General features: G+C 39.9%; 13 protein-coding genes. 5 read left to right on the top strand and 8 right to left on the bottom strand.

The annotated features are described in order from the left end of the window. Window positions 1-272: 272 nt before the first annotated feature. Complete coding sequence (locus tag J8M01_RS16010) at window positions 273-1,943, bottom strand: MAP7 domain-containing protein (RefSeq protein ID WP_211058655.1); 1,671 nt, start codon at window positions 1,941-1,943, stop codon at window positions 273-275. Between the two features lie 493 nt (window positions 1,944-2,436). Further along, on the bottom strand, window positions 2,437-3,336 hold the full coding sequence (locus J8M01_RS16005) for a LysR family transcriptional regulator (RefSeq protein WP_211058654.1): 900 nt from the start codon (window positions 3,334-3,336) through the stop codon (window positions 2,437-2,439). A 156-nt stretch (window positions 3,337-3,492) separates the two neighbouring features. Here J8M01_RS16005 and J8M01_RS16000 point away from each other — a divergent pair, with 156 nt between their 5' ends. Beyond that, window positions 3,493-4,017, top strand: coding sequence for an NAD(P)H-dependent oxidoreductase (locus J8M01_RS16000; protein WP_211058653.1), 525 nt, complete (start codon window positions 3,493-3,495; stop codon window positions 4,015-4,017). Between the two features lie 514 nt (window positions 4,018-4,531). Continuing rightward, window positions 4,532-6,514 (top strand): methyl-accepting chemotaxis protein, encoded by a 1,983-nt coding sequence (locus J8M01_RS15995; RefSeq protein ID WP_211058652.1) that lies wholly within the window; start codon window positions 4,532-4,534, stop codon window positions 6,512-6,514. A 106-nt stretch (window positions 6,515-6,620) separates the two neighbouring features. Here the strand turns inward: J8M01_RS15995 and arsJ are convergent, their stop codons facing one another. From arsJ to J8M01_RS15980, 3 genes are read right to left on the bottom strand one after another with little or no spacing between them, the layout of a single operon-like run. Continuing rightward, window positions 6,621-7,829, bottom strand: coding sequence for an organoarsenical effux MFS transporter ArsJ (gene arsJ / locus J8M01_RS15990; protein ID WP_211058651.1), 1,209 nt, complete (start codon window positions 7,827-7,829; stop codon window positions 6,621-6,623). Window positions 7,830-7,837: 8 nt separating this feature from the next. Continuing rightward, the gene (locus J8M01_RS15985; protein WP_192507836.1) at window positions 7,838-8,845 is read right to left on the bottom strand and encodes an ArsJ-associated glyceraldehyde-3-phosphate dehydrogenase; all 1,008 of its coding nucleotides are present in this window, start codon (window positions 8,843-8,845) and stop codon (window positions 7,838-7,840) included. A gap of 13 nt (window positions 8,846-8,858) precedes the next feature. Further along, window positions 8,859-9,212 (bottom strand): metalloregulator ArsR/SmtB family transcription factor, encoded by a 354-nt coding sequence (locus J8M01_RS15980; protein WP_211058650.1) that lies wholly within the window; start codon window positions 9,210-9,212, stop codon window positions 8,859-8,861. Between the two features lie 177 nt (window positions 9,213-9,389). On the opposite strand from J8M01_RS15980, the gene J8M01_RS15975 reads away from it, so the two are divergent. The 3 genes from J8M01_RS15975 (at window position 9,390) to J8M01_RS15965 (ending at window position 13,593) form a co-directional block, all read left to right on the top strand. Then, window positions 9,390-9,572, top strand: a complete 183-nt coding sequence (locus J8M01_RS15975) for a hypothetical protein (RefSeq protein WP_192507838.1) — start codon at window positions 9,390-9,392, stop codon at window positions 9,570-9,572. A 153-nt stretch (window positions 9,573-9,725) separates the two neighbouring features. Next, the gene (gene astB / locus J8M01_RS15970) at window positions 9,726-11,075 is read left to right on the top strand and encodes an N-succinylarginine dihydrolase (RefSeq protein ID WP_211058649.1); all 1,350 of its coding nucleotides are present in this window, start codon (window positions 9,726-9,728) and stop codon (window positions 11,073-11,075) included. A 169-nt stretch (window positions 11,076-11,244) separates the two neighbouring features. After that, complete coding sequence (locus tag J8M01_RS15965) at window positions 11,245-13,593, top strand: hypothetical protein (protein WP_211058648.1); 2,349 nt, start codon at window positions 11,245-11,247, stop codon at window positions 13,591-13,593. Window positions 13,594-13,921: 328 nt separating this feature from the next. On the opposite strand, the gene J8M01_RS15960 is transcribed toward J8M01_RS15965, so the two are convergent. The 3 genes from J8M01_RS15960 to J8M01_RS15950 form a co-directional block, all read right to left on the bottom strand. Next, entirely contained in the window at window positions 13,922-16,603 is a 2,682-nt protein-coding gene (locus tag J8M01_RS15960; protein WP_211058647.1) for an ATP-binding protein, read from the bottom strand. Window positions 16,604-16,692: 89 nt separating this feature from the next. Next, complete coding sequence (locus tag J8M01_RS15955; RefSeq protein ID WP_225738339.1) at window positions 16,693-18,933, bottom strand: TonB-dependent receptor; 2,241 nt, start codon at window positions 18,931-18,933, stop codon at window positions 16,693-16,695. Window positions 18,934-19,178: 245 nt separating this feature from the next. Then, complete coding sequence (locus J8M01_RS15950) at window positions 19,179-21,422, bottom strand: NAD(P)-binding protein (protein ID WP_211058646.1); 2,244 nt, start codon at window positions 21,420-21,422, stop codon at window positions 19,179-19,181. Between the last annotated feature and the right edge of the window lie 28 nt (window positions 21,423-21,450).

Here is a 21,450-nt window from a genome sequence, read left to right as displayed (position 1 = left end):
GTAGTATTTGGTATCAATTAAACTCACTTGTCTTTTGCGTGCTGTGGCCATCGAGGAACCTGCCTATCTTTTAAGCTGAATTTAAAAGATAGGCAATGAATGAAAAACTATCAATTTTGGGTGAGTGTCTTGTGAAATTTCTTGTGTTGGGTGGGTGTCTTGTGAAATTTAAAGAAAAATGAAATTACCAAAAAGAATAGCTTAAAAAAATATAATAAAAAAGGCCATATAACCTAAGCTATACAGCCTTATTCTAATCAATACTCACGATATTAAATGAGAGGCAATCCACCCACAAATAAATGTAAAACCCCGATGACAATAGCAGTTAAACCAACATGCTCTTCGTAACGAAGCACTGCACTCTTAGCCTTAGTAAATAATTCAATTTCATTTAATTTCGGTTCGTTTTTAAGTAACAAAATACCACTAGCACATGCAGTAACTTGTGCCAAACCGCCCCCTATAATTGGTGAAAGGGTAATTAAATCAACTACAAAATCCAACCCTGCAAGTCCAATCGCAGCATAAGCTACATAACAAGATTTACTCTCAATAAGTGCGACTACTTTTCCTGCTTGAGGTACTTTAGACAAAACTCGACTTTTCGCAATAAGTAAACCAGATGACATTAAAACAAGCCCAAGTAATACCTGATTAATACTAAAAGAAGCTTGGCCCGATTCTTTCTCTAGCTTTTGCTGCATTTGTGCTTGTTTTTCTCGCATTTGAGCTAGTTGCTTCTCTCTTTCAACTTTAAGCTCAGCGTCTCTTTTCTCACTTTCTAGTTGTGCTTGCTCTTTTCGTTTTTCTGCTTCAATCCTTTCTTGCTCTTTTTTCTGTTTAGCTTCTTCTCTGGCTATCCGTTGCTGTTTTTTACGTTCTTGTGCTTCTTTTTCTTGTCGCAGTTTTTCAGCTTTCTTTTTAGCTTGTGCAGCAAGGCGTTGCTTTTCTTCTTCTCTTTTACGAATTTCCTTTGGATCTTCAGGGTATATTGAGTTTTTAGCCAATCGGTCTAAATTTTCTGTGGTTTTAGAAAACCAATTTTTCCCTTCATCACTATAAATTCCATCAATGCCGCTATTCAACTGTCTACCCTTACGAACAACTTTCTTATTCTTTACTTCAAATGTATAAAGTTCAATTGGGTTATTGGGTTCTTTATACACTAAAATATGGTATTCACCATCTTCTAATTGAGAGATTGCTAGACGCTTTCCACCTTCATCATGAGGCTTAGTAAATGAAGTCCTAATATACTTAAGGTGTCCCTCACTAATAGGCTTTGATATCTTTCGACTTTCACCAATGACTTTATCGCCATGAATAAGATGAAAATGTAAAAGCGCACCACCGGCAGCTTTGTCAAAAGTATTGGGATACGGTTTAATTAATTCCAATGAGCTGTCTTGCCAAATATCAAGTGCAGCCTCTCCAATAGATGCATAATCATCCCACACACTCGCCACTTTAAAGCGTTTTGAACCTTTTACGAATTCATTTTCTTCGAGCGCAAATTCGTATGTTTGAAAAAGCGTACCTTTATGGAAAAAATTCATTGTATAGGCTCTAGGAACCATATCTATGTATTGGCTACCATGCTGAGAATTCTCTCCGCTACAACTCAAGAAGTGTGTATTACTGGTTTCACCTTTATCATAGTCTACATTAGTGTTACATAACCACGCAGCATGCTTTTTACCGTCAGTATCTAGCAACTTAATTTCAACCGTATTTTGACCTTCTGGAATATTAATTACATCAATATCGCTAACCCCTAGCTTAAATTTATTAGCGTTAGTCGAAGTATCATTTTGTTTAAATGAAATGCCATCCATATAGCTTTGAACATCAACTTTAGCTGAAGTGGCATAGGAGTTATTACTAAGTAGAGTTGAAAATGCAGCTAAACCGCATAATGAAGAGAATAATATATTTTTCACTACACATCCTTTTTATACAACAATTATTATTGATATAAAATCCCCTTCGATACCATTTCAGTTGCAATGTTAATTCATAGACATATAAAAAGTCTACATTAATATTAAAAATATGTAGTATACCTCTTCCATAAATAGTTATATATGAATCTGTTTATCCCATTTAATTCCTCTACATCAAGCCACAAATCCAAGATTTAAATGCCACCAAAAATTTAACAAACGTCTATAATCTAGAGTAGTTATTACCTAATCTAAGCAACGGCAATATTGAAAGTTATCAAATTATTACCGTAGCGTACCTGATAATACGAAGTTTACTAGCCCATACACCAGGGTGAGATCGTGAGTGTATTTTAATCAACCCCGAATTCAACATCATAAAATCAAAAAAACAATTAAAATAAAAACTTACAAAATAAATATAAAATTATTCATATTACTTAAAACCAATTAACCCCCTCCTGATGTTTCACAAAATTAACAATAGGCATTATTCTTTCAATTCTTCACTTAACATATCAATAAACCTGCGTACTTTGGGCGAAAGGTGTTTACGGCTAGGATAAATCACATACACATTAACCGTCGGATGAGTATAGTCAGCGAACAGTACCTCAATATCGTCGTTCGTTAATGCATCCCCCATAAAAAACTCTGGCAAACGGCAAATACCGAGCCCTGCTTTTACCATTGCTAATTCCATATGACCGTTGTTGCATTTGATTCGCTGCTTCACATCAACCGAAAATGGTTTTTCCCCCTGTTTTTCAAACTCCCATCTTCCCGGCATCTTCAAATTTGAATAGCAAATCGCATTGTGATTTACCAGTTCTCTGGGGTGGTAGGGCTTGCCATACTTTGAGATGTAACTTTTCGACGCCACAATATAAGTGGGACATGAATAAATGCGTTTACATATCAAGCTAGATTCATCTAATGTGGGCGCGGCTCTTACTGCTAAATCGAAACCATCGCCAATAACGTCAATGCGCTTGTCGCTCACATCCCACTCCAAGCTCACATTCGGATATTGTTGCATGTATTTAGCAATAACGGGTTTTAAATGGTCATGGCTAAAACCAATTGGACAACTTATTTTTAATGCACCACGGGGTATTTCATCATTTTGAGTAACTAAACTCAGTGCCGATTGCGCATCTATTACCAGCTGCTCACATTGTTGAAAATATGCCTCACCTTCCGGTGTAAGTGCAACTGAACGTGTGGTTCGGTTTAACAATCGTACACCTAAACGCGATTCAAGCTTAATCACCTCTTTACTTACATGAGAGCTGGAATGGCCCAGTGTTTGTGCAGCGGCGCCAAAGCCACCACTTTTTACCACCTGGACAAAAATAAGAATGCCGTCAAACAATTGATTGTTATTCATATGGAAAGAGTATGTCCATTTTTAAAGTATTAACATCTATTATGACTTAATATAGACTTATTTCCATCGAGTCAAGGGTGCAACTTTAAATCTTACTTTTAAAGCGAATTGCAAAGCGCTCATACTCATTACACATAAAATTATTTGGAGAGCACCATGAAAGTATTAGCATTTGCAGCAAGTAGTAGCCGTCAATCAATCAACAAACAATTAGCTGCGTATACCGGATCATTGGTTAAAGGGGCTGAAGTAGAAATTTTAGACTTGAATGACTTTGAAATGCCAATTTACAGTTCAGACCGAGAAAACGAGTCAGGCATTCCTGAACAAGCACAACAGTTTTTCACAAAGATAGGTGAAGCGGATGCCGTGATCATTTCATTTGCAGAACATAATGGTTCTTATACTGCAGCGTACAAAAACATTTTCGACTGGACTTCACGTATTGATATGAAAGTGTATCAAAATAAAGCTGCTATATTACTGGCAACGTCACCCGGTCCTGGTGGCGCAAAAAGTGTACTGGCAGCAGCAACCGGATCCGCGCCTTACTTTGCGCTTGATGTTAAAGCGTCAATATCAGTACCTAGCTTTTATGACAACTTTGACATGACTGAAAACAAAATAACAAACCAAGCGTTAGTGGATCAGCTATCCACGGCCGCAGCAACACTCGTTTAGCTCTACTACCATAGTTCATATTCATCATCGTAATTGGTCATACACATGTCTGGGCAATTACGATGTTTATGCTGTTACAGGTACATTACCTAACATATACCTTCTCTGTTACATATAACGCATCAATATCATCGGAGTTATTACATAGTCGCAAAAGTTCCTATTTTGCAAACTAAACCGCATCTCTTTTTACTGCTCATTTCTCACTCACACTTTATCGTAATTTATACGCATTCCCTGATGACCTCTGCCTATCCAGCAAGTACCCATTACAAACACAAAATTAACATTTCATCCTTTCCCATCACAAAACAATAAATTATCTCAGAAATATCAACAAACTTGCACAAAACAAAGCCATTTAAGGAACAAATAACACTCATTTGGATTAGTTATTTAGTATTAATTAATCCTTTTTCATTGACACTTCTTTACAATTATACTGTGATAATTATTCTCATTTGTCGAAGTATCATGTACATTTGCGCCGCTGTTAATTATGTGTGGAGTAAATATGTTAATCAAAACCCGATTGTTGTTGTCTTTTATGTTAATTGGTTTAGTACCAGCCGGGGTGATCGCATTGTTCTCTCTCTTTACTGCCAGTACCACGTTAGAGCAGCAAGCTTACAACCAGCTCACTTCTATTAAGCAGATAAAACATACTCAGTTAACAGACTACTTTGATGCCCGAAAAGCGGATTTAGAAATCTTAGTCTCTGAGTGGCAAACTGCACATGCGCAAACTAAAGCACAATCATTAGCACGCGTCGCGCAAGAGCATCACGCATTTTTTCAAACATTTATAGAGCAAAAAGGCTATTACGATTTATTCGTTATTAGCCCAAATGGGTTCGTTGACTACACCGTTGCAAAAGAAGCTGATTATCAAACAAGTTTAATTTCAGGGCCATACCGTAATTCAGGGTTAGCTGTGCTGTATAATAATGTGTTAGCCAAACGCAAATTTATTCTGCAAGACTTCTCTCGATATGCCCCAAGTAACAATGATCCAGCCGCATTCATTGGCTTACCAGTTATAATTGATGGCAAAATAACAGCCATTATTGCACTACAGCTTTCAATTGATGCCATTAACCGCATTATGCAAACGCGTGATGGTATGGGAGAAACGGGTGAGTCTTATCTTGTGGGTGATGACTTACTGATGCGTTCAGATTCCTATTTAGACCCAACAGGTCATTCAGTTATCGCAAGCTTTGCCGGAACAGTAGAAAATAACGGTGTTAACACCCTTGCTGTTAATAAGGGATTACGCGGCGTGTCTGATACTGAAATTATTATTGATTACAACGGTAACCCAGTTTTATCCGCCTACTTACCTTTTACCTTTGCTAATTTAAATTGGGTTTTGCTTGCTGAAATTGATGAAGCTGAAGCATTTGCACCCGTTTATAAAATGTATTGGATAATTGGCTTCATTGCGCTATTCACAGTGTGTGGGGTCGTTATCATTACACTGGTTATTTCAAAATCAATCATACGTCCATTAGGTGGCGAACCAAGCACAATGCAAGCCATTAGTGAGCGTATTTCAGAGGGTGATTTGCGTCAAACCTTTACTGACACAACAGCACAGCAAGGTGTGTATGGAGCGATGGCACGTATGAACAAATCATTAAATCAAATGATTGGTACTATTGTCGAGTCTACCTCACAGTTAGCGAGTACAGCCGCCCAAACCAGCGCTGCCAGCAGTCAGTCAAATGCAAGTTTACAAGAGCAACATGCCAATATTGAACAGGTGGCGTTCGCCATGGATCAAACCAACCAATCAATCGAGGAAGTGGCTACTAACGCCCGTATTGTGGCTGATTTAAGTCATAGCGCGGAAAAAACCTCTTCTTCAGCAAACGAAAACCTGCAAGCAACTGTCGCACAAATGACCCAGCTTAGCACCGCCATCGATAACGCAGAGCAAGTCATTAAACGGGTAGAAGGCAATGCACAAAATATTAGTCGCGTATTAGAAGTGATTCAAACAGTGACCGAACAAACGAACTTACTCGCACTGAACGCTGCAATAGAAGCCGCCCGAGCAGGCGAACATGGTCGAGGTTTTGCGGTTGTCGCAGACGAAGTCAGACAACTGGCACGTAAAACACAAGAATCGACTGCCGACATCGAAGGTATGATCAATAGTTTACAATCAGGTACCCACCAAGCGGTTGAAGAAATGCACCTATCTATTGAAGCAACCAAGCTGACAATTTCTGCAGCCAATGACAGCGCTTCCCTTTTAGAAGACAGCGTGCAGCAAATCAATCAAATAGCGCAAAGTGCTGAAATGATAGCTACAGCCGCACACCAACAAACCATGACCACGGATGAAATTAAACACAACGTTGAGTCTATTAAACAGGCTGCGGTTGATAATGCAGCCGGCGCAGACCAAGTTTCTTCTGCCAGTTATGAGCTGGATAGACTCAGTAACGATCTTAAAAAAGTCACCGAAAGTTTCAAATTAGCGCACTAAACACTTATTATTCACTAACATCACAAACGCGTTAACGCGATGGCGCAGCCATAACGTTAACGCGGTAATCAAAACATTGATTAATATCATTGCTAGACAATAATGTTCAATTCACTTTTTGCAGCTCTTTCGTGATGATAACCGTGCAGCCCAGCAGCACCGCAGACACAATTAAACAGGCACTCAAACCATAGAATTGGTAAATCAGACCAGAAAATACCGTGCCGAACAACCGGCCCATCGCATTGGCCATATAATAAAACCCAACATCCAGTGACACACCATCGCTGTCTGCCAGTTTTACAATCAAGTAGCTGTGTAAGGAGGAGTTAATAGCAAACACCGCCCCAAAAGCCAGTAACCCCCCCACAATCACCCACAAAGGTGTAATATCTAAATTGAGCCCTACGACAATGCATAATGGGATCACCGTCAGTGGCACCACCCATGCCACTGCAGCCTGTATACTGTCATGAATCGTATTTGGTTTGCCGGTCAATTTTGGCGCGTTCGCTTGTACGATGCCATATAAAATCACCCATGTTGCCATAAAGCCCCCTACCCAAGTATGCTCCCAACCAAATTGGCTAGACAAATACACCGGTAAAGCAACAACAAACCACACGTCCCGAGAGGCAAATAAACACAACCTCGCCGCTGAAAGCAGATTTATAGAACGGCTTTTAGAAAAAATTTCAGAAAATTTCGGTTTGTGCTTTTTCTTGCCTAAGTCTTGCTTTAGCAAGCATATACTCATAAACCAAGTGACGCCTAACATACCCGCCATAGACCATAGCGCACCAGCAAACCCCAATAAGCTCAACAACATGGCGCCCAAAAAGAAGCCAACCCCTTTGAGTGCATTCTTAGAGCCGGTTAATAATGCAACCCATTTATACAAAATACTATCTGCGTCTTTAGGCACCAGCAGTTTAATGGCACTTTTTGCACTCATTTTATTAAGATCTTTGGCAATCCCTGATAAGGCTTGTGCGCACATGACATAGGCCACAGACAACCACTGTGGTTCTATCGCAAGCATAACAATAGCAACCACTTGTAACCCTAGCCCCACATTCATGGTTTTGTTCAAACCAAGTCGAGCGCCAAGCCAACCACCAAGTAGGTTCGTCACCACCCCAAATACTTCATAAAACAAAAATAGCATTGCAATGCTTATCGGGCTATATCCCAGCTGATGAAAGTAAAGCACCACCAGCATTCGTAATGCACCGTCAGTTAAAGTAAATGCCCAATAATTTCCTGTAATTATTAGATATTGCTTTATATCTTGTGGTAGTGAAGAAAGTGCCATGCTAATACTTATCCATTCTCTGCAATAACATAACGCACTAAGTCAGCCGTGCGGTTTGCATAACCCCACTCATTGTCATACCACAAATACATTTTAACTTGAGTGTCATTGATCACCATGGTTGATAGAGCATCAACAATACTGCTGCGTGGATCAGTTTTATAATCTACAGAGACCAAAGGCCGAGTTTCATATCCTAATATACCCTGCATCGCGCCATTAGCTGCATCTTCCATCCAAGCATTAATTTCTTCTTTGGTCGTCGCCCGACTGACCTCAAAGACACAGTCTGTGATTGACGCATTTGCCAGTGGAACACGTATCGCATGCCCATTTAATTTGCCCTTTAACTCCGGAAATATATGCGTAATGGCTGTTGCAGAACCTGTTGTGGTTGGAATAAGGCTTGCTCCACATGCACGCGCGCGTCGTAGGTCTTTATGCGGTGCATCTAGAATCGTTTGGGTGTTGGTAATATCATGAATCGTCGTCATTGATCCGTGTACAATGCCAATTTTATCTTGTAATACTTTGACAACGGGTGCTAAACAATTCGTTGTACATGATGCAGCCGTGACGATTGGGAATTGTGACTTGTCATATTGGTCATGATTCACGCCCATGACAATATTCAATACCCCCTCTTCTTTTACCGGGGCAGTTACCACAACATGTTTAACTCCTTGGGTGAGATAACCTGTGAGTTTTTCTTTTGTTTTTATTTTACCTGATGCTTCTAAAACAAGGTCACAACCCGACCAATCGGTATCTTCTAGCAAAGTATTATGCGTGACATGAATACGATGTTTACCAATCATCATATCATTTTGCGCTGCTAACGCTTCATGTTCCCAGCGACCGTGTACTGAATCAAAGTTCATCAAATGGGCCAATGTTGCCGCGTCCCCAGCTGGGTCATTGATCTGTACAATTTCAATATTGTCACTATTATACAATGCGCGCATGGTCAAACGTCCCATACGCCCAAATCCATTAATACCTACTTTCACTGACATTTTATTCCCCTTTTCACTCAATATTACAGCACGATGCAACGCGCTCAGGCCTTGAGCCCATTTCATTTAGTTTCGTTAACGATGTTGAAAAATAGCTTTTATTCTCGCCATGTGTTTGTACTAATGTATCTAGCGCCCAGTTCGGCAGCGCATCATTGATTCTGTAATAAACCCACTGCTTATGTTTTCTATCTAGCAGTAATTTAGCTTTACGTAACTGAGCAAGGTGCCTCGACACTTTAGGTTGGCTTTCACCTAATGCCACCATTAATTCACACACACATAGTTCTTTTTCATGCTGAATTAATAACAAGGCTTTTAATCTGGTTTCATCACTTAGGCATTTAAAAAATGTCACTGGATCCATTATTCACTCATCATCAAACCTTAATATACGAAATATCATATATTTGAATTTTCATATATACAAGCTTTTTTATTGTCCTGAAACATTTTGTAATAGATTAAATTTTGAACTTTTTGCAAGAAAGTTCTAGTTTTAAGGTACCCAAGGGATCTTGGGCAATAAAATGAAGGAATTATCATGAAATTAACTCTACATAAAAAACAAATAAAAACACTCATTCATAACAAGGCGGCATTAGGTGAGGATGCAACACCAAAAGTTGCTGGCGGTCGTCCAAAAAGTTGGTGGGGAGGCTGTGGCCCATCGATGGACCGTGCCTGCTACGAAGAATCATTGTCTCCACGCTTTTGTGAAGGCTAGTTTTTAGCTCGGCAAAGCACTTTATTAAAGTGCTTTTTCCGTATTAATCACAAACCTTCCCCCTAATAATTCGACCCTTTACCGTTAAATTCGATGTTAAATCAGCCGCTATATAGGCATAATAATCAACGATAATATAAACAAGGATTTAACATGAGTGAGCAAACCCAAAGCTTTGAAGTTAATTTTGATGGTTTAGTCGGACCAACACATAACTATGCCGGACTATCTTATGGAAATGTCGCATCACTAAACAATGCGGAAGCAATTTCTAACCCAAAACAAGCGGCATTACAGGGCTTAGTAAAAATGAAAGCCATGCACGATATGGGCTTAAAACAGGGGATTTTTGCGCCTCATGCTCGACCCGACGTAAATGCATTACGACGCTTGGGATTTAACGGCACCGACGCACAAGTTATTAACAAAGCCGCAAAAGAATCACCTGTGCTTTTACGAACTTGTTACTCAGCTTCTGCGATGTGGACAGCAAATGCCGCAACCGTATCACCTTCACAAGATACTGCCGATAAAAAGGTACACTTTACCAGTGCTAATTTAAATAATAAGTTCCATCGCTCTTTAGAGCCGCTCACAACTAGCAACTTACTCAAAGCGATGTTCAACGATGAAAATACGTTTGTTCATCACACACATTTACCTGATCAACCTTTTTTTGGTGATGAAGGTGCGGCAAATCACACGCGCTTATGTGATGACCATGGTAGCAAAGGGTTAGAAGTATTTGTGTATGGTGCCAGCAGCTTAAATACCCAAATTACTGGGCCGACTAAATACCCTGCTAGGCAAACGCTTGAAGCCAGTGAAGCAGTTGCGCGATTACATCAAATACCACAAGAACAGCGTATCTTTATACAACAAAATCCAGATGTTATCGATCAAGGCGTTTTTCATAATGATGTTATTGCAGTGGGTAATGCCAATGTTCTATTTTGCCACGAACAAGCATTTTTAAATCAAGCAGACGCGCTCACTCGCATCAGACAAGCGTATATTGGTGATAAATTACATATTGTTGAAGTGCCTACACATGCTGTTGGTGTACAAGATGCCGTGACAAGTTACCTGTTTAATAGTCAACTTGTCAGCCTTGCTGATGGCAGTATGATGCTTGTCGCCCCTGAAGAATGTATTAAAAACAGCAAAGTCGCCAACTATATTGAGTTCATGCTAAGTGCAAATAACCCTATAAACACCGTGAAGTTTTTCGATTTGCGTCAAAGTATGCAAAATGGCGGTGGCCCAGCTTGCTTACGATTACGGGTAGCGCTAACTCAAAACGAACTTGGCAAAGTGAATCAAGACACGTTAATGAGTGATGAGAAATTTGTATTGCTTAATGCGTGGGTAGAGAAACACTATCGAGATCAACTCAACGATAGCGATTTGGCTGATCCTCAGCTGCTCACTGAAACTTACACAGCACTAGATGAACTCACTCAAATATTGAGTTTAGGTAGTGTTTATGAGTTCCAACGCTAAAAATACCACAATTAAGCCATAGTACCACTATGGCTTTAAGCTTGCTTCCTTCCAACTTCTTGAATGGAAATTTCACCCCAGTTCGGCTTCTAACGTTAAAATTTGTATTAGTGAAAAAGCCATGATACCTTAAATTGCATACAATATACACCAATTAAAAGGCCTCACTATGCTGCGTAAACTATCTCTACTCAGTACACTCCTCCTAACAGCATGCACACACACAGATGCAATTAAAACACCAGATACTGTCACTGCCTCAGTCACTCAAGTCGCTTCTCAAACGATGCGCGCAGATGTGACTGTCTCAGGTAGAACCAGTAAGTTGAACCATATTGATATCGCCTTTATGGGAAAAAATATTCCACGTACTTACAGCGACAATAAAATCAGCAATAGCCGAGGTTACGACTGGTGGGTGAGTAAGCATTTCGCGTTAAAAAGTGACTTACCCGAAGATAAAGTACGCTTATACCTTGAGTTGCTTGAGATGTCGTACCCGCATTATGTTGAACTTTTTGGTATGGAACCAGCGAATATCGCCAACCAACGCATTGCGGTGGTATACGGTAGCTCACGCGCTAGATTACGTGAAGCTATGTTAGACGATGGGTTCTTACGCGGCGTCCATAAAACCGCGGGGGGTGAAACCATGTTTTATAACCGCGCAGGTTATAATTTTCCAAGCCACCGCCAACACCATCAACGTTACATCGTTATTCATGAAACAATGCATGCATTTCATATGGCACTTAATGGTCATTCCACTTGGGCACCAAATTGGATCACCGAAGGACTCGCTGACTCAATTGCCAGTCATGTCTATGACCCACAATCAAAAGAATTAACCGTCATGGTTTTTGACCGCGCACCAATGAATTATATCAAAACCGGTTTGAAACAGTATAAAGCAGCAAACTCACCCACCATTGAGCAAATTAATGATGATCCAGCTCTAAAACGTGGACTTAACTTCTTCATTGTACACTTTTTAATGAGTGATCCTGTTCGTCAACTCTATTTCAAGCGGTTTCTTGCTAACTTAATGGCTGAAAACCCCCACTCAGACCAAACGTTACCAACGGCTAATAAATTACTCAAAGCCACCTTTCCTAATTGGCAAGCTGTAGAACATCAATTTCAAGCTTTTGTCGAAAATATCAGCCCTACCTTTAAAATTGTCAGTGGCCCGTGGGAGCAAAACGGCGGTGCTTACTGGTTACGCAGTGACGAGAGCACTCAGTTACACCAATTAAAAATTAACCCAAATGCACAGGCGCAGCACCCTGTGTTAGATTTTCCAAAGCCACTTACCAGCCCTCTCGTTGACATATCACAGAAAAATACCATTGCAGCGCACATTGATTTTGAGCCATCTCAGTTCAATCGAGGAGAAATAGGTCTTGGACTCGTCAGTAAGAATGCACAAGCGGATACGCCTTCAGTGCCTTTGCTCATTTCACAAGGTACTTTTGTTAAACTTGATTTGACGTCTATAAATAAAGGCTCTCAAGTTTTAGCATTACAGCCTAGTATTGTCGAAGCAATTCAAAAAGAACAAGCGCTAGGACTGTCTATTGTTCCTGCTCACAACAAAATACAAGTCATTGTTGCGACACAACAGCATCGACAAACTGTGAATTTTGATAGTTCAATTGAGCTTGACCCATACCGCTTTGATTTACTTGGTCAAGGTATGAATCATCAAATCACTCCTTACATATCGCAACACTCACATACCGTTGCACAGTTAGGTCAAAACAACCCAGATCCGTGGTTATACGACCAGCCAGCGCTGGTTTTGAGAGCATTTAATACCTGCCAAAAATTTGCCAACATACTTGCCAATTGCCACTCTCAATTAACACCGCTGATCAGTAAGCTACCCGATACAGCTCAACATACTTTGGTGACATCTGCAGTACGCAAATTATTGACTGATTGGAAAAGACAGTTGCCAAACGAAGCTTTAATGACTCTCAGTGGCATTAAAGTCAGTACCTATTATGAACAAGGTCAACCTTACTTAGCTATTAACAACCCAACACAGAGCAACATCACGGTCAGCGTGCAGCAGCAACAATTAGCAACCGCCCCTTCAGGTATAAGCCATATGAAACTTGACATACCAACCAAGTTTAATAACGCCAAACACCTGCCGTATGAGTTACGTTGGGATGATTCTCTATTAAAAGGTCAGCTAGATCTACAAGCAAGCGCATTTGACGGCGTATACTTAGATGTGGTTGAAAAAGATGAGCAACTTTCGTTGCAGCTGTCCGGCCCATACTCAGGTAAAACAACGGGGAAAATTACCGTACAGTTTTCTGCGTTCGACCAACCTAAAAGAAGTCAAGAACTCTGGCAACAAGATGTGTCACTCGCTCCCTATGAACACAAAACATGGCAGCCAAGTATGATAGACATCGGTCATTTAACACATGGTAGAATTGAAATCTCTGCGGTATTAGATGTTGATGGTGAACCAATTAAATTAACTCAGTACATTACACTGTAATAATACTTCACTGTCGGCGCATAACAGCGTTAAATCAACTTCTCTTGTACGTCGACAGTCACGCAGGCATATACCCTTGCTATTTGTAAATTCAAACTAAGCTCCGCTGATCTAAATCATTAGACAGTTAGTTAATTGTAGGAAAGCCTAGATATATCAAAGCCTGCCTACCGGTTCTTTTGAGCACCCCTTTCTCTTTGTTACTTAATATTCGCTTAGATTACTAGGCCACATATTAAGCGCCGCGATAAAAGCATGCTCAAAGAGAATAAAAATAGAACAGCAAAGCTCAACAGCCCCTAATATATTAATAAACCTACGTGATAATTTAGCCTGCTTTATCACATTCTGCTTGTGATATTGCCACTTCCATCGCTTTAATGAGCTCTCTGACTTTACTTTCAATCTCGTCCATGTCTGCTGTTTTTAGTTTAATGTCTATATCTGAAGAAAGGATATGAATTTCTTCACAATCAAACATGCCCGCGGTCCCTTTAATGGCATGTATCGACTTTGATAAGCCATCGATATCTTGATATTTGAGTTGATTTTGTAATTGCACTTTTTGCTCGTACAAACCCGCTATATACTGTTGTTTTAATGCTTCAAACTCTTCATCAGGTAAATCAAGTTCATCGTCCACAGCAATATTCAAATAATGACTCACTTTTTGATTAAATTGAGCCCTATCAATTGGCTTCGACAAATGATCTGTAAAACCAAGTTTCATATACCGCTCAATTTCATGACGCATGGTATTCGCTGTCAGAGCTATCACTGGCGTACTGCATCCTGTTGCTTGAATAAAGTTAAGTGCTTGCTCTCCATCCATTACGGGCATTTGAATATCCATTAAAATCAAATCAAACTCCCCATCTAAAACTGCTTGTACCGCTAATTGACCATTTTCAACAGTGGTAACATTTAAACCCATTCGCTCTAAAATACGCTTAATAAGCCGACTATTATCACCGTGGTCTTCAGCAAGTAACACATCTCCATTTAATTCATCTTGCGTGTGAAATGGTTGCTCAATATCAATTCGACTTTGATTAACTTGTTCAAAGCTATCAACCCACTGCGTTTTTTCAGTCGTAAATAAGCCCAATCGCAATGTAAATGCAGTACCAGACCCTACTTCACTTTCTACATCAATGTCACCATCCAGTTTGCGTGCTAAGCTCTTTGAAATATTGAGCCCTAACCCTGTGCCACCATATTTACGTGATGTTGATGAATCAGCTTGGTAAAATGCACTAAATAGCTCTTTTTGCTCATCTTTCGCCATGCCAATACCGGTGTCTTTAACGCAAATAAGTAACCGCTCGTTTTCACACCTTACGTCTATTGAAATTTTTCCAACCGTGGTGAACTTTAACGCATTCGATGTCAGATTAAGTAATATTTGTCTCAACCTAGTCGGGTCAATAACTACAAAATCCGGAAGAGGAAAGTGGTAGTTAAGCTCAAACTCTAGCCCTTTATCGCGTATTTGCTTACCTAATAAAGACTCAACATGTGCTATAGAGTGGAATAAGTTCGCTTCTATCAATTCAATTTCTAAACGATTCGCTTCTATCTTCGACATATCGAGAATGTCATTAATTAAGCCCAATACATGTCGCGAGTTTTGTAAAATAACACTAATAGCATGGTTTCGCTCATGAGGCTTTATATCGCCTAACATGATCCCATCAGCATAACCAATTATGGATGTCATGGGTGTACGGATCTCATGACTCATATTTGCCAAAAATCGACTTTTTGCTTCACTGGCGTCACGTAATTCAGATGCCAGTTGTTCTAACTCATAAGTACGCTTTAAGACTTTTGACTCTAAATTTTTATTTAACTCAATGTTCTCTTCACTGGTTAACCTAAACTTATCTGCCACTGCAAATGCCAGCAACATAGCATCTAATGCTATTCCTGTAAGACCTAACAAATACAAATTCAACGTTGATGGCGGCAAAACATCCAAATTAGTCAAATTACCAATCATGTTTGGCACCATCATGGCAATATATGCAAGCACAAAGTACCGTGCTGGAATGAAGCCATCTAACACACATCGAATACCAGCGTACATGCCTAAACATAAAGCAGTACCTGTCATCACCGTTGCCCATAAGAAGCCAAAACCCGGAAATAAAATACAAAATGGCAATCCAATGGCAGAAATAACGCCAACCCAAATGGACAGTGTCGATAAGTTAGGGTGAGTTTCCTTGAGTTTTAGTAAATTATTATAAAACAATACATTTGCAATAGGTGCTAACGCAAAACCAAGCCAGTGTAAGTGGGCAGAATAAAAACCAAATAACTGATCAGATATGTGAAAGAAGTGACTCCAAGCAAATACCCAGACCCCCGTAAAAATTGCATAATACAAGTGCGTGGCGTCCTTAGAGCCAATATAAATAAGTAAATTATAGAGCCCCAATACAATGCCAACACCAAAGCACAAGATCATGATTAAGTTTTCTTGCACAACCAATTGTTTAAACTCAGCGACAGGTTTAATTACCAACTTGGTCGGGGTATAAAAGAAATCACTTTCAAACATGGTAACTAGGTAGTAAGTTTCACCGGGCTTTAAACGGATAGTATTTCCATAATGGAAAGCAAACTCATTTGGGTTTTTCCCGCCAGTATAATAACGTTGTACTTCACCATTTTTATTATAAATACGAGTTTCAATACTCGACACCACCGTATTATAAGGATAAAGCACTAACTCTTCTTGCTCTGTGTTGTTCGTCAGCTTTACGAGTAACCAGTAACGCCCTGAAAACAAAGTTGTTGATGGTAACACCTCAAGATCACTTGACCAATTTGCAATCGAGTCGAATGAATCCGGAAAACGTGTATTATCTTTTGAAGACAATAACATAGCATAATCATGTAAGTTTACATCTTGTTTTTGTTTGTCATAAGAAAAGGACTCACCAAAACTTGGCAAGGATAATATAAAACTCAGTACCACAAACAATTTGATCAATACGTGCATACTATGCCTTGATTCACTCAACAAGATAAACAAACGGCCTCAGACGCTTCTTTAAATATGATAGTTTCATTAAAAATCAACTTAGGTCGTTAAAATCGATAAGTAAAATCCACCCCAATTCGGCGACCTTCTCCCTTAAAATCCTCTAACATGCCTAAAAATTGGCTCAAGTCGAACTTCAAATGGCTGTATTCCTGATCAAAGAGGTTTTTCGCCCATAAGTTAGCTTGCCAATCTTCATATCGATATAAGGTGTTAAAATGCCAAAGAGCGTAACCTGACTGCATAGCATACTCGCTCTGATTTTGGTCAAAATAATACTCTGATTGATAATCAACACCTAATGAGCTAGTCAATACACTATGACCAATCGTATATTCATAACTTAGTTGTGCATTGATATTTATTTCCGACGTAAACGGAAGGCGTTTGTCTGACAATGTAACACCAAGAGGATCTGTATAGTTTTCAAACTCTGCGTGTGGGATGTACCCTACGCCAACTTTGATCACCATGGTATTACTAATATCATACTCCAGGTCTAGTTCTGCGCCATAAATAGTAGACGCAGCGACATTTTCAAGTAACTGAATAGGCGGTGCGCCTGGTGCAGTAGCGGGCTGATTCATAAAAACTTGTTGATCTTGATAATCATAATAAAAAATGGCGCCATTGAGTTTAAGGTTAACGTCAGGCAACGTGACTTTAGCACCTAGCTCATGCGCGTTTAATGACTCTGGGCCATAGTCAGCTTCTTTTGCCTGCTCAGGACTTGATAAATACCCGCCGTTGTACCCCCCACTTTTGTTTCCATTAGCAAAACTGTAATAGAGCATTTTGTTGGCAGCTAATTGATAATTAATGGCAACTTTACCCGAAAATCCATCATCATCATTTTTACCAACAACATGATAAAATGGTAACAACACACCTTCCGTCATTGTTTGATCAACTACCACGTTAATGTTTGACACCGAGTCGTACTCGACTGATTCATCACTGTAACGTAACCCCGCCGTGACCCTAGTTGAGGGTAACCATTGCCACTCGTATTGTGCAAACAATGCCGTTACTTTAGACTTAATATCATTGTCATAATAAAACTTTGCAGAATTAGCACCAAAGGGAGTGCCGCGTAAATCTCTTCCTAAATCATTATTGTTATCCTGATATAGGCGCTCTTCTAACAAAAATAAGCCTGTGGTTAAGTAGTCTTCATCAAGTTGTACTTGATACCTCAACTCATTGTTTAGCAACTCAGCCTTTAAACCCATATTCCCTTCACACAGCTTCGCCGGCGAGCCATCGCAATTAAATGCATGTTCTCTATCTAGTCGACTAAATGCGTTGACCCATACTAATTGAGCTGTATCTGTAACTTGCCAGTCAACTTCCGCTGTCCACCCTTTACCGATGCTATTGTGAGGAGAATCATTATTAACGCTTACCGCCCAAAAGTCATCACTGCCATCATTAAAGCCAAAACTATCAACACACTTTCCTTGACTCGCTAAACTTGCCGAGCACTTTACCTGATTCACTGGATCACTATAAATACCAATACTCCCCACTGGCTGCACTATGCCATTCCAATGACTATAATGTGCCTTCAGGTAAACGCTGACTGAGTCCCACTCCCCTAAATAACTTAAACGTGCATTGTTTTGCTCTAAGCCAGCCTCTGGTGATGGTTCAAATAAGTTATAACTCGTATACTCGTACTTTGTATGGCTAAATGCCAAGCGTATTGCTGATTCTTCATCCACTGCATGGTTATACATACCTTGCAGCTTTTGCCAATCATCTGTTCCTACGCCGCCAGTTATATATCCATAACTACCAGCATCTGGCCTAGCCGAGCGAATTAATATTGCGCCTCCAGTACTATTACGCCCAAATAGCGTTCCTTGTGGCCCTTTAAGCACTTCAATTTGCTCAATATCAAAGAGATCGACTAACTGGTTGTTTGCAGAACCGACCGATGCGCCATCAATATACATCGCGACAGGGGACGTGTTGGCCGTATTATAATCAATTAAACCAACACCTCGTATATTAACAGCCGGAGGCGTTCCTTCTGCTGCATTTTGACTAATCTTCATGTTCGCGACAAAGTGACCTAATTCAGTCGCATCTTTAACGCCTCGTATTGTGATTTCTTGACCTGTAACATGAGACACTGCAATACTAACTTCATCAATAGTTTGTGCCCTTTTTTGTGCATAAATTTCGATGGTTTCTATTCGGTCATCACTGCCAAGACTTTCTGGGCTATAAATCCCAACTATGACTGAAGAAAAGATAAAATTGAAGGCGAGAGATTTAGTCATTTCCATACTCTTATATTGCAAATCATTAGGTTGCTGGTCATGAGTATAGTTCAAATGTGATACCATCCCAAAAATATCAACAGGTACAGAGCATAATAATTTACTGATATATAGTTAGCAGTGCGTTAAACGTACAAACCTGTACTTTCATGTTAACTTTCCTCAAAAAACATAAAAGTACAGGCTAACTTAATCACAAACTTTCTATGTGTAGCGACACTAAACTGTGCAATAACATTGCTAATTTAGGTACCATCTGGCTCAAAACCAAACTCACCAGAGATCGTCTCTGGATAACCTGATATCGCTCTTGCTGTCAACATCCCTGCCATGACAGCAGCCTCAACACAACCTGCATTTACCCCTGTTTTTATCCAATCTCCAGTAATAAACAAATTCTTAAACAGGGTATCATCCGTCGCAAGTCGATACTCACTACTTCCACTTACAGACAATACATACCGCTCTGAAGGGTCAACATTAACACGCCAGTATTGGCTATCAAACCTCGCTTCATCTAACTGCTGGCCTTGTGAGTACAATACAGACCAATCAAATTCATCATTAATATATGCATTAGGCCATAAAGGCTGCATTTCTTCTTTCAGTTTATTTAATGCATTTTGCTTCACTCGTGTTTTTTGTATCGCATCAAACTCATGATCCGTTGATGGTGGATAAGTATCACAGCTAAATGCACTACAAAAATATGCAATATTTACCGGACCAGGTTCAGGCCAATCTTCTTTCGTCAATAAGTTCGACATTGCAGCCCATGTATCAAACGGTTGTGAAAAGGCACTCAAAATAGGTCGTTCTTCACTTGGTGGAGTATAATTAAAGCCCAATTGCTCATCCGTTTTATTCATCCAAACTTGAAAGGCCTGCGTTGCAACCGTTTTAACGTGCTGAGCTTGAGCAGCTAATTTTCTATCCCGTTGCAGTAACTCTGGACATAAATGCACTAACGACCCTACCGATATACCAAACACCACTTGATCAAAGTCAATACCACGTTTCAGGTTTTTTTTCGGAATTGGGTGGCCAAATTCAGCTTCATATATTTGCGGCCAATTGGTCCAGAATGATTCCAAGTTAATATTATGCTCGCGTATTAATGCTGCCTGTTCTGGTACTACTTGATGTAATTGTGGCTGTGAAGGCCAGCAAGGTAGTCCCTTTACATCGACCAATGGTTCATAACGCCCATTGACCAGCGCGACTTGCTGACTTACTTGTATTTCATCAATATACTGGCTGCCATTTGGGTCAGTTTCTGGTACCAATGCTGCGACCTGATTGAAAAATTCAAACTTCACCCCTCGCTGTTTTAACAGTTCATATATAGGGGAGAAAATGACATCTCCCATGCCCGCTTGCATTTTCCACATTACCCCACCGTGATAGCATAATATGATACGCAACATCGCCAAAGATGCTACGCCAGCTTCTACATTCCCATTATCAAAATCACCATCAACATAGCCAAATACCAAATCATAAAACCCTCTAACAGGTGCCGACTCAACACTGTACTTTTCATTCGCACCATTTTGTTTAAGCCACTGTTTAAAATCTAAATGATTAATTGAGCCAAAGCCCTTTGAAAATACCTTATCTTTAATCAGTCCAGTTACCATAGCAATACCTAGATCTGCACAAATGTAAGCACGTCTAATATTTTCATTGTCATCCAACATTTCAACTGCTTCACTATTGAGCCAACGCTTCAGCTTCCGTACCAAGTACCACACAACTAACCTGTCTTTTGGTTCACCTAACTCTTTATCATTTGCACGTAATGTCAATAATCGCTGTAGCTGTTGGCCTAAAATTGCAGGGGTTGACCAAATCTCTTTTAATTCATCATGAGCACTTTCAAAAAACTCTTCAACTTCCTCTTCGACATCATCATACGCATCACGTATTTGTGATGCTAAATGCTGTAAGAGTCCTCTATCTCGACGCTTGGTTGTTTGCAGTTTTGTTTGCTTATTTGCCTGCTTTACTTCAAATTCGATAGTGTCAATAAACTTACGTAGCCAAGCGACTAACATTTCAACTAATTGCCAAAAGTGTAGGTCTAAGGTACCGTCAGCCGGATTGCCATCTATGACGGGGAAGTCCACAGGCCAAGTTTGCCATTCATTCTCTATGTACTCTTGTAACACGACAAAACTATGCGGCTTAAATGCGTCTTGCCAAGAGCTTAATGGAACTTCAGGGGGCCGATTTAGCTTATTGTAAACTGTTTCAATGGTCTTAAATGAGTTTACATAAGCACCAAACCAAACATGTAATCCATGTTCTTCAATGCGTTCTGCTATATCAGCGTTTCTACCACTTGCGCCTTTTCCCCCTAAACGCCATCCTAATTGATATACCGTAATATCATAATTATCTTGCCAATTGTCTTTTTCAGTTAGATAAACAGCTGCAGTCATGGCAGCCACCCCTCCACCCAAAATCGCAACTTTTTGCTGAGTCATAATCAGGTTTCCTTGTAAGCAGTAATTG

This window comes from Pseudoalteromonas sp. MMG005, from assembly GCF_018101015.1.
GTDB lineage: Bacteria > Pseudomonadota > Gammaproteobacteria > Enterobacterales > Alteromonadaceae > Pseudoalteromonas > Pseudoalteromonas aurantia.
Note: the sequence above shows the minus strand (reverse complement) of the source record. Positions and strands in the feature narration are given on the sequence as shown.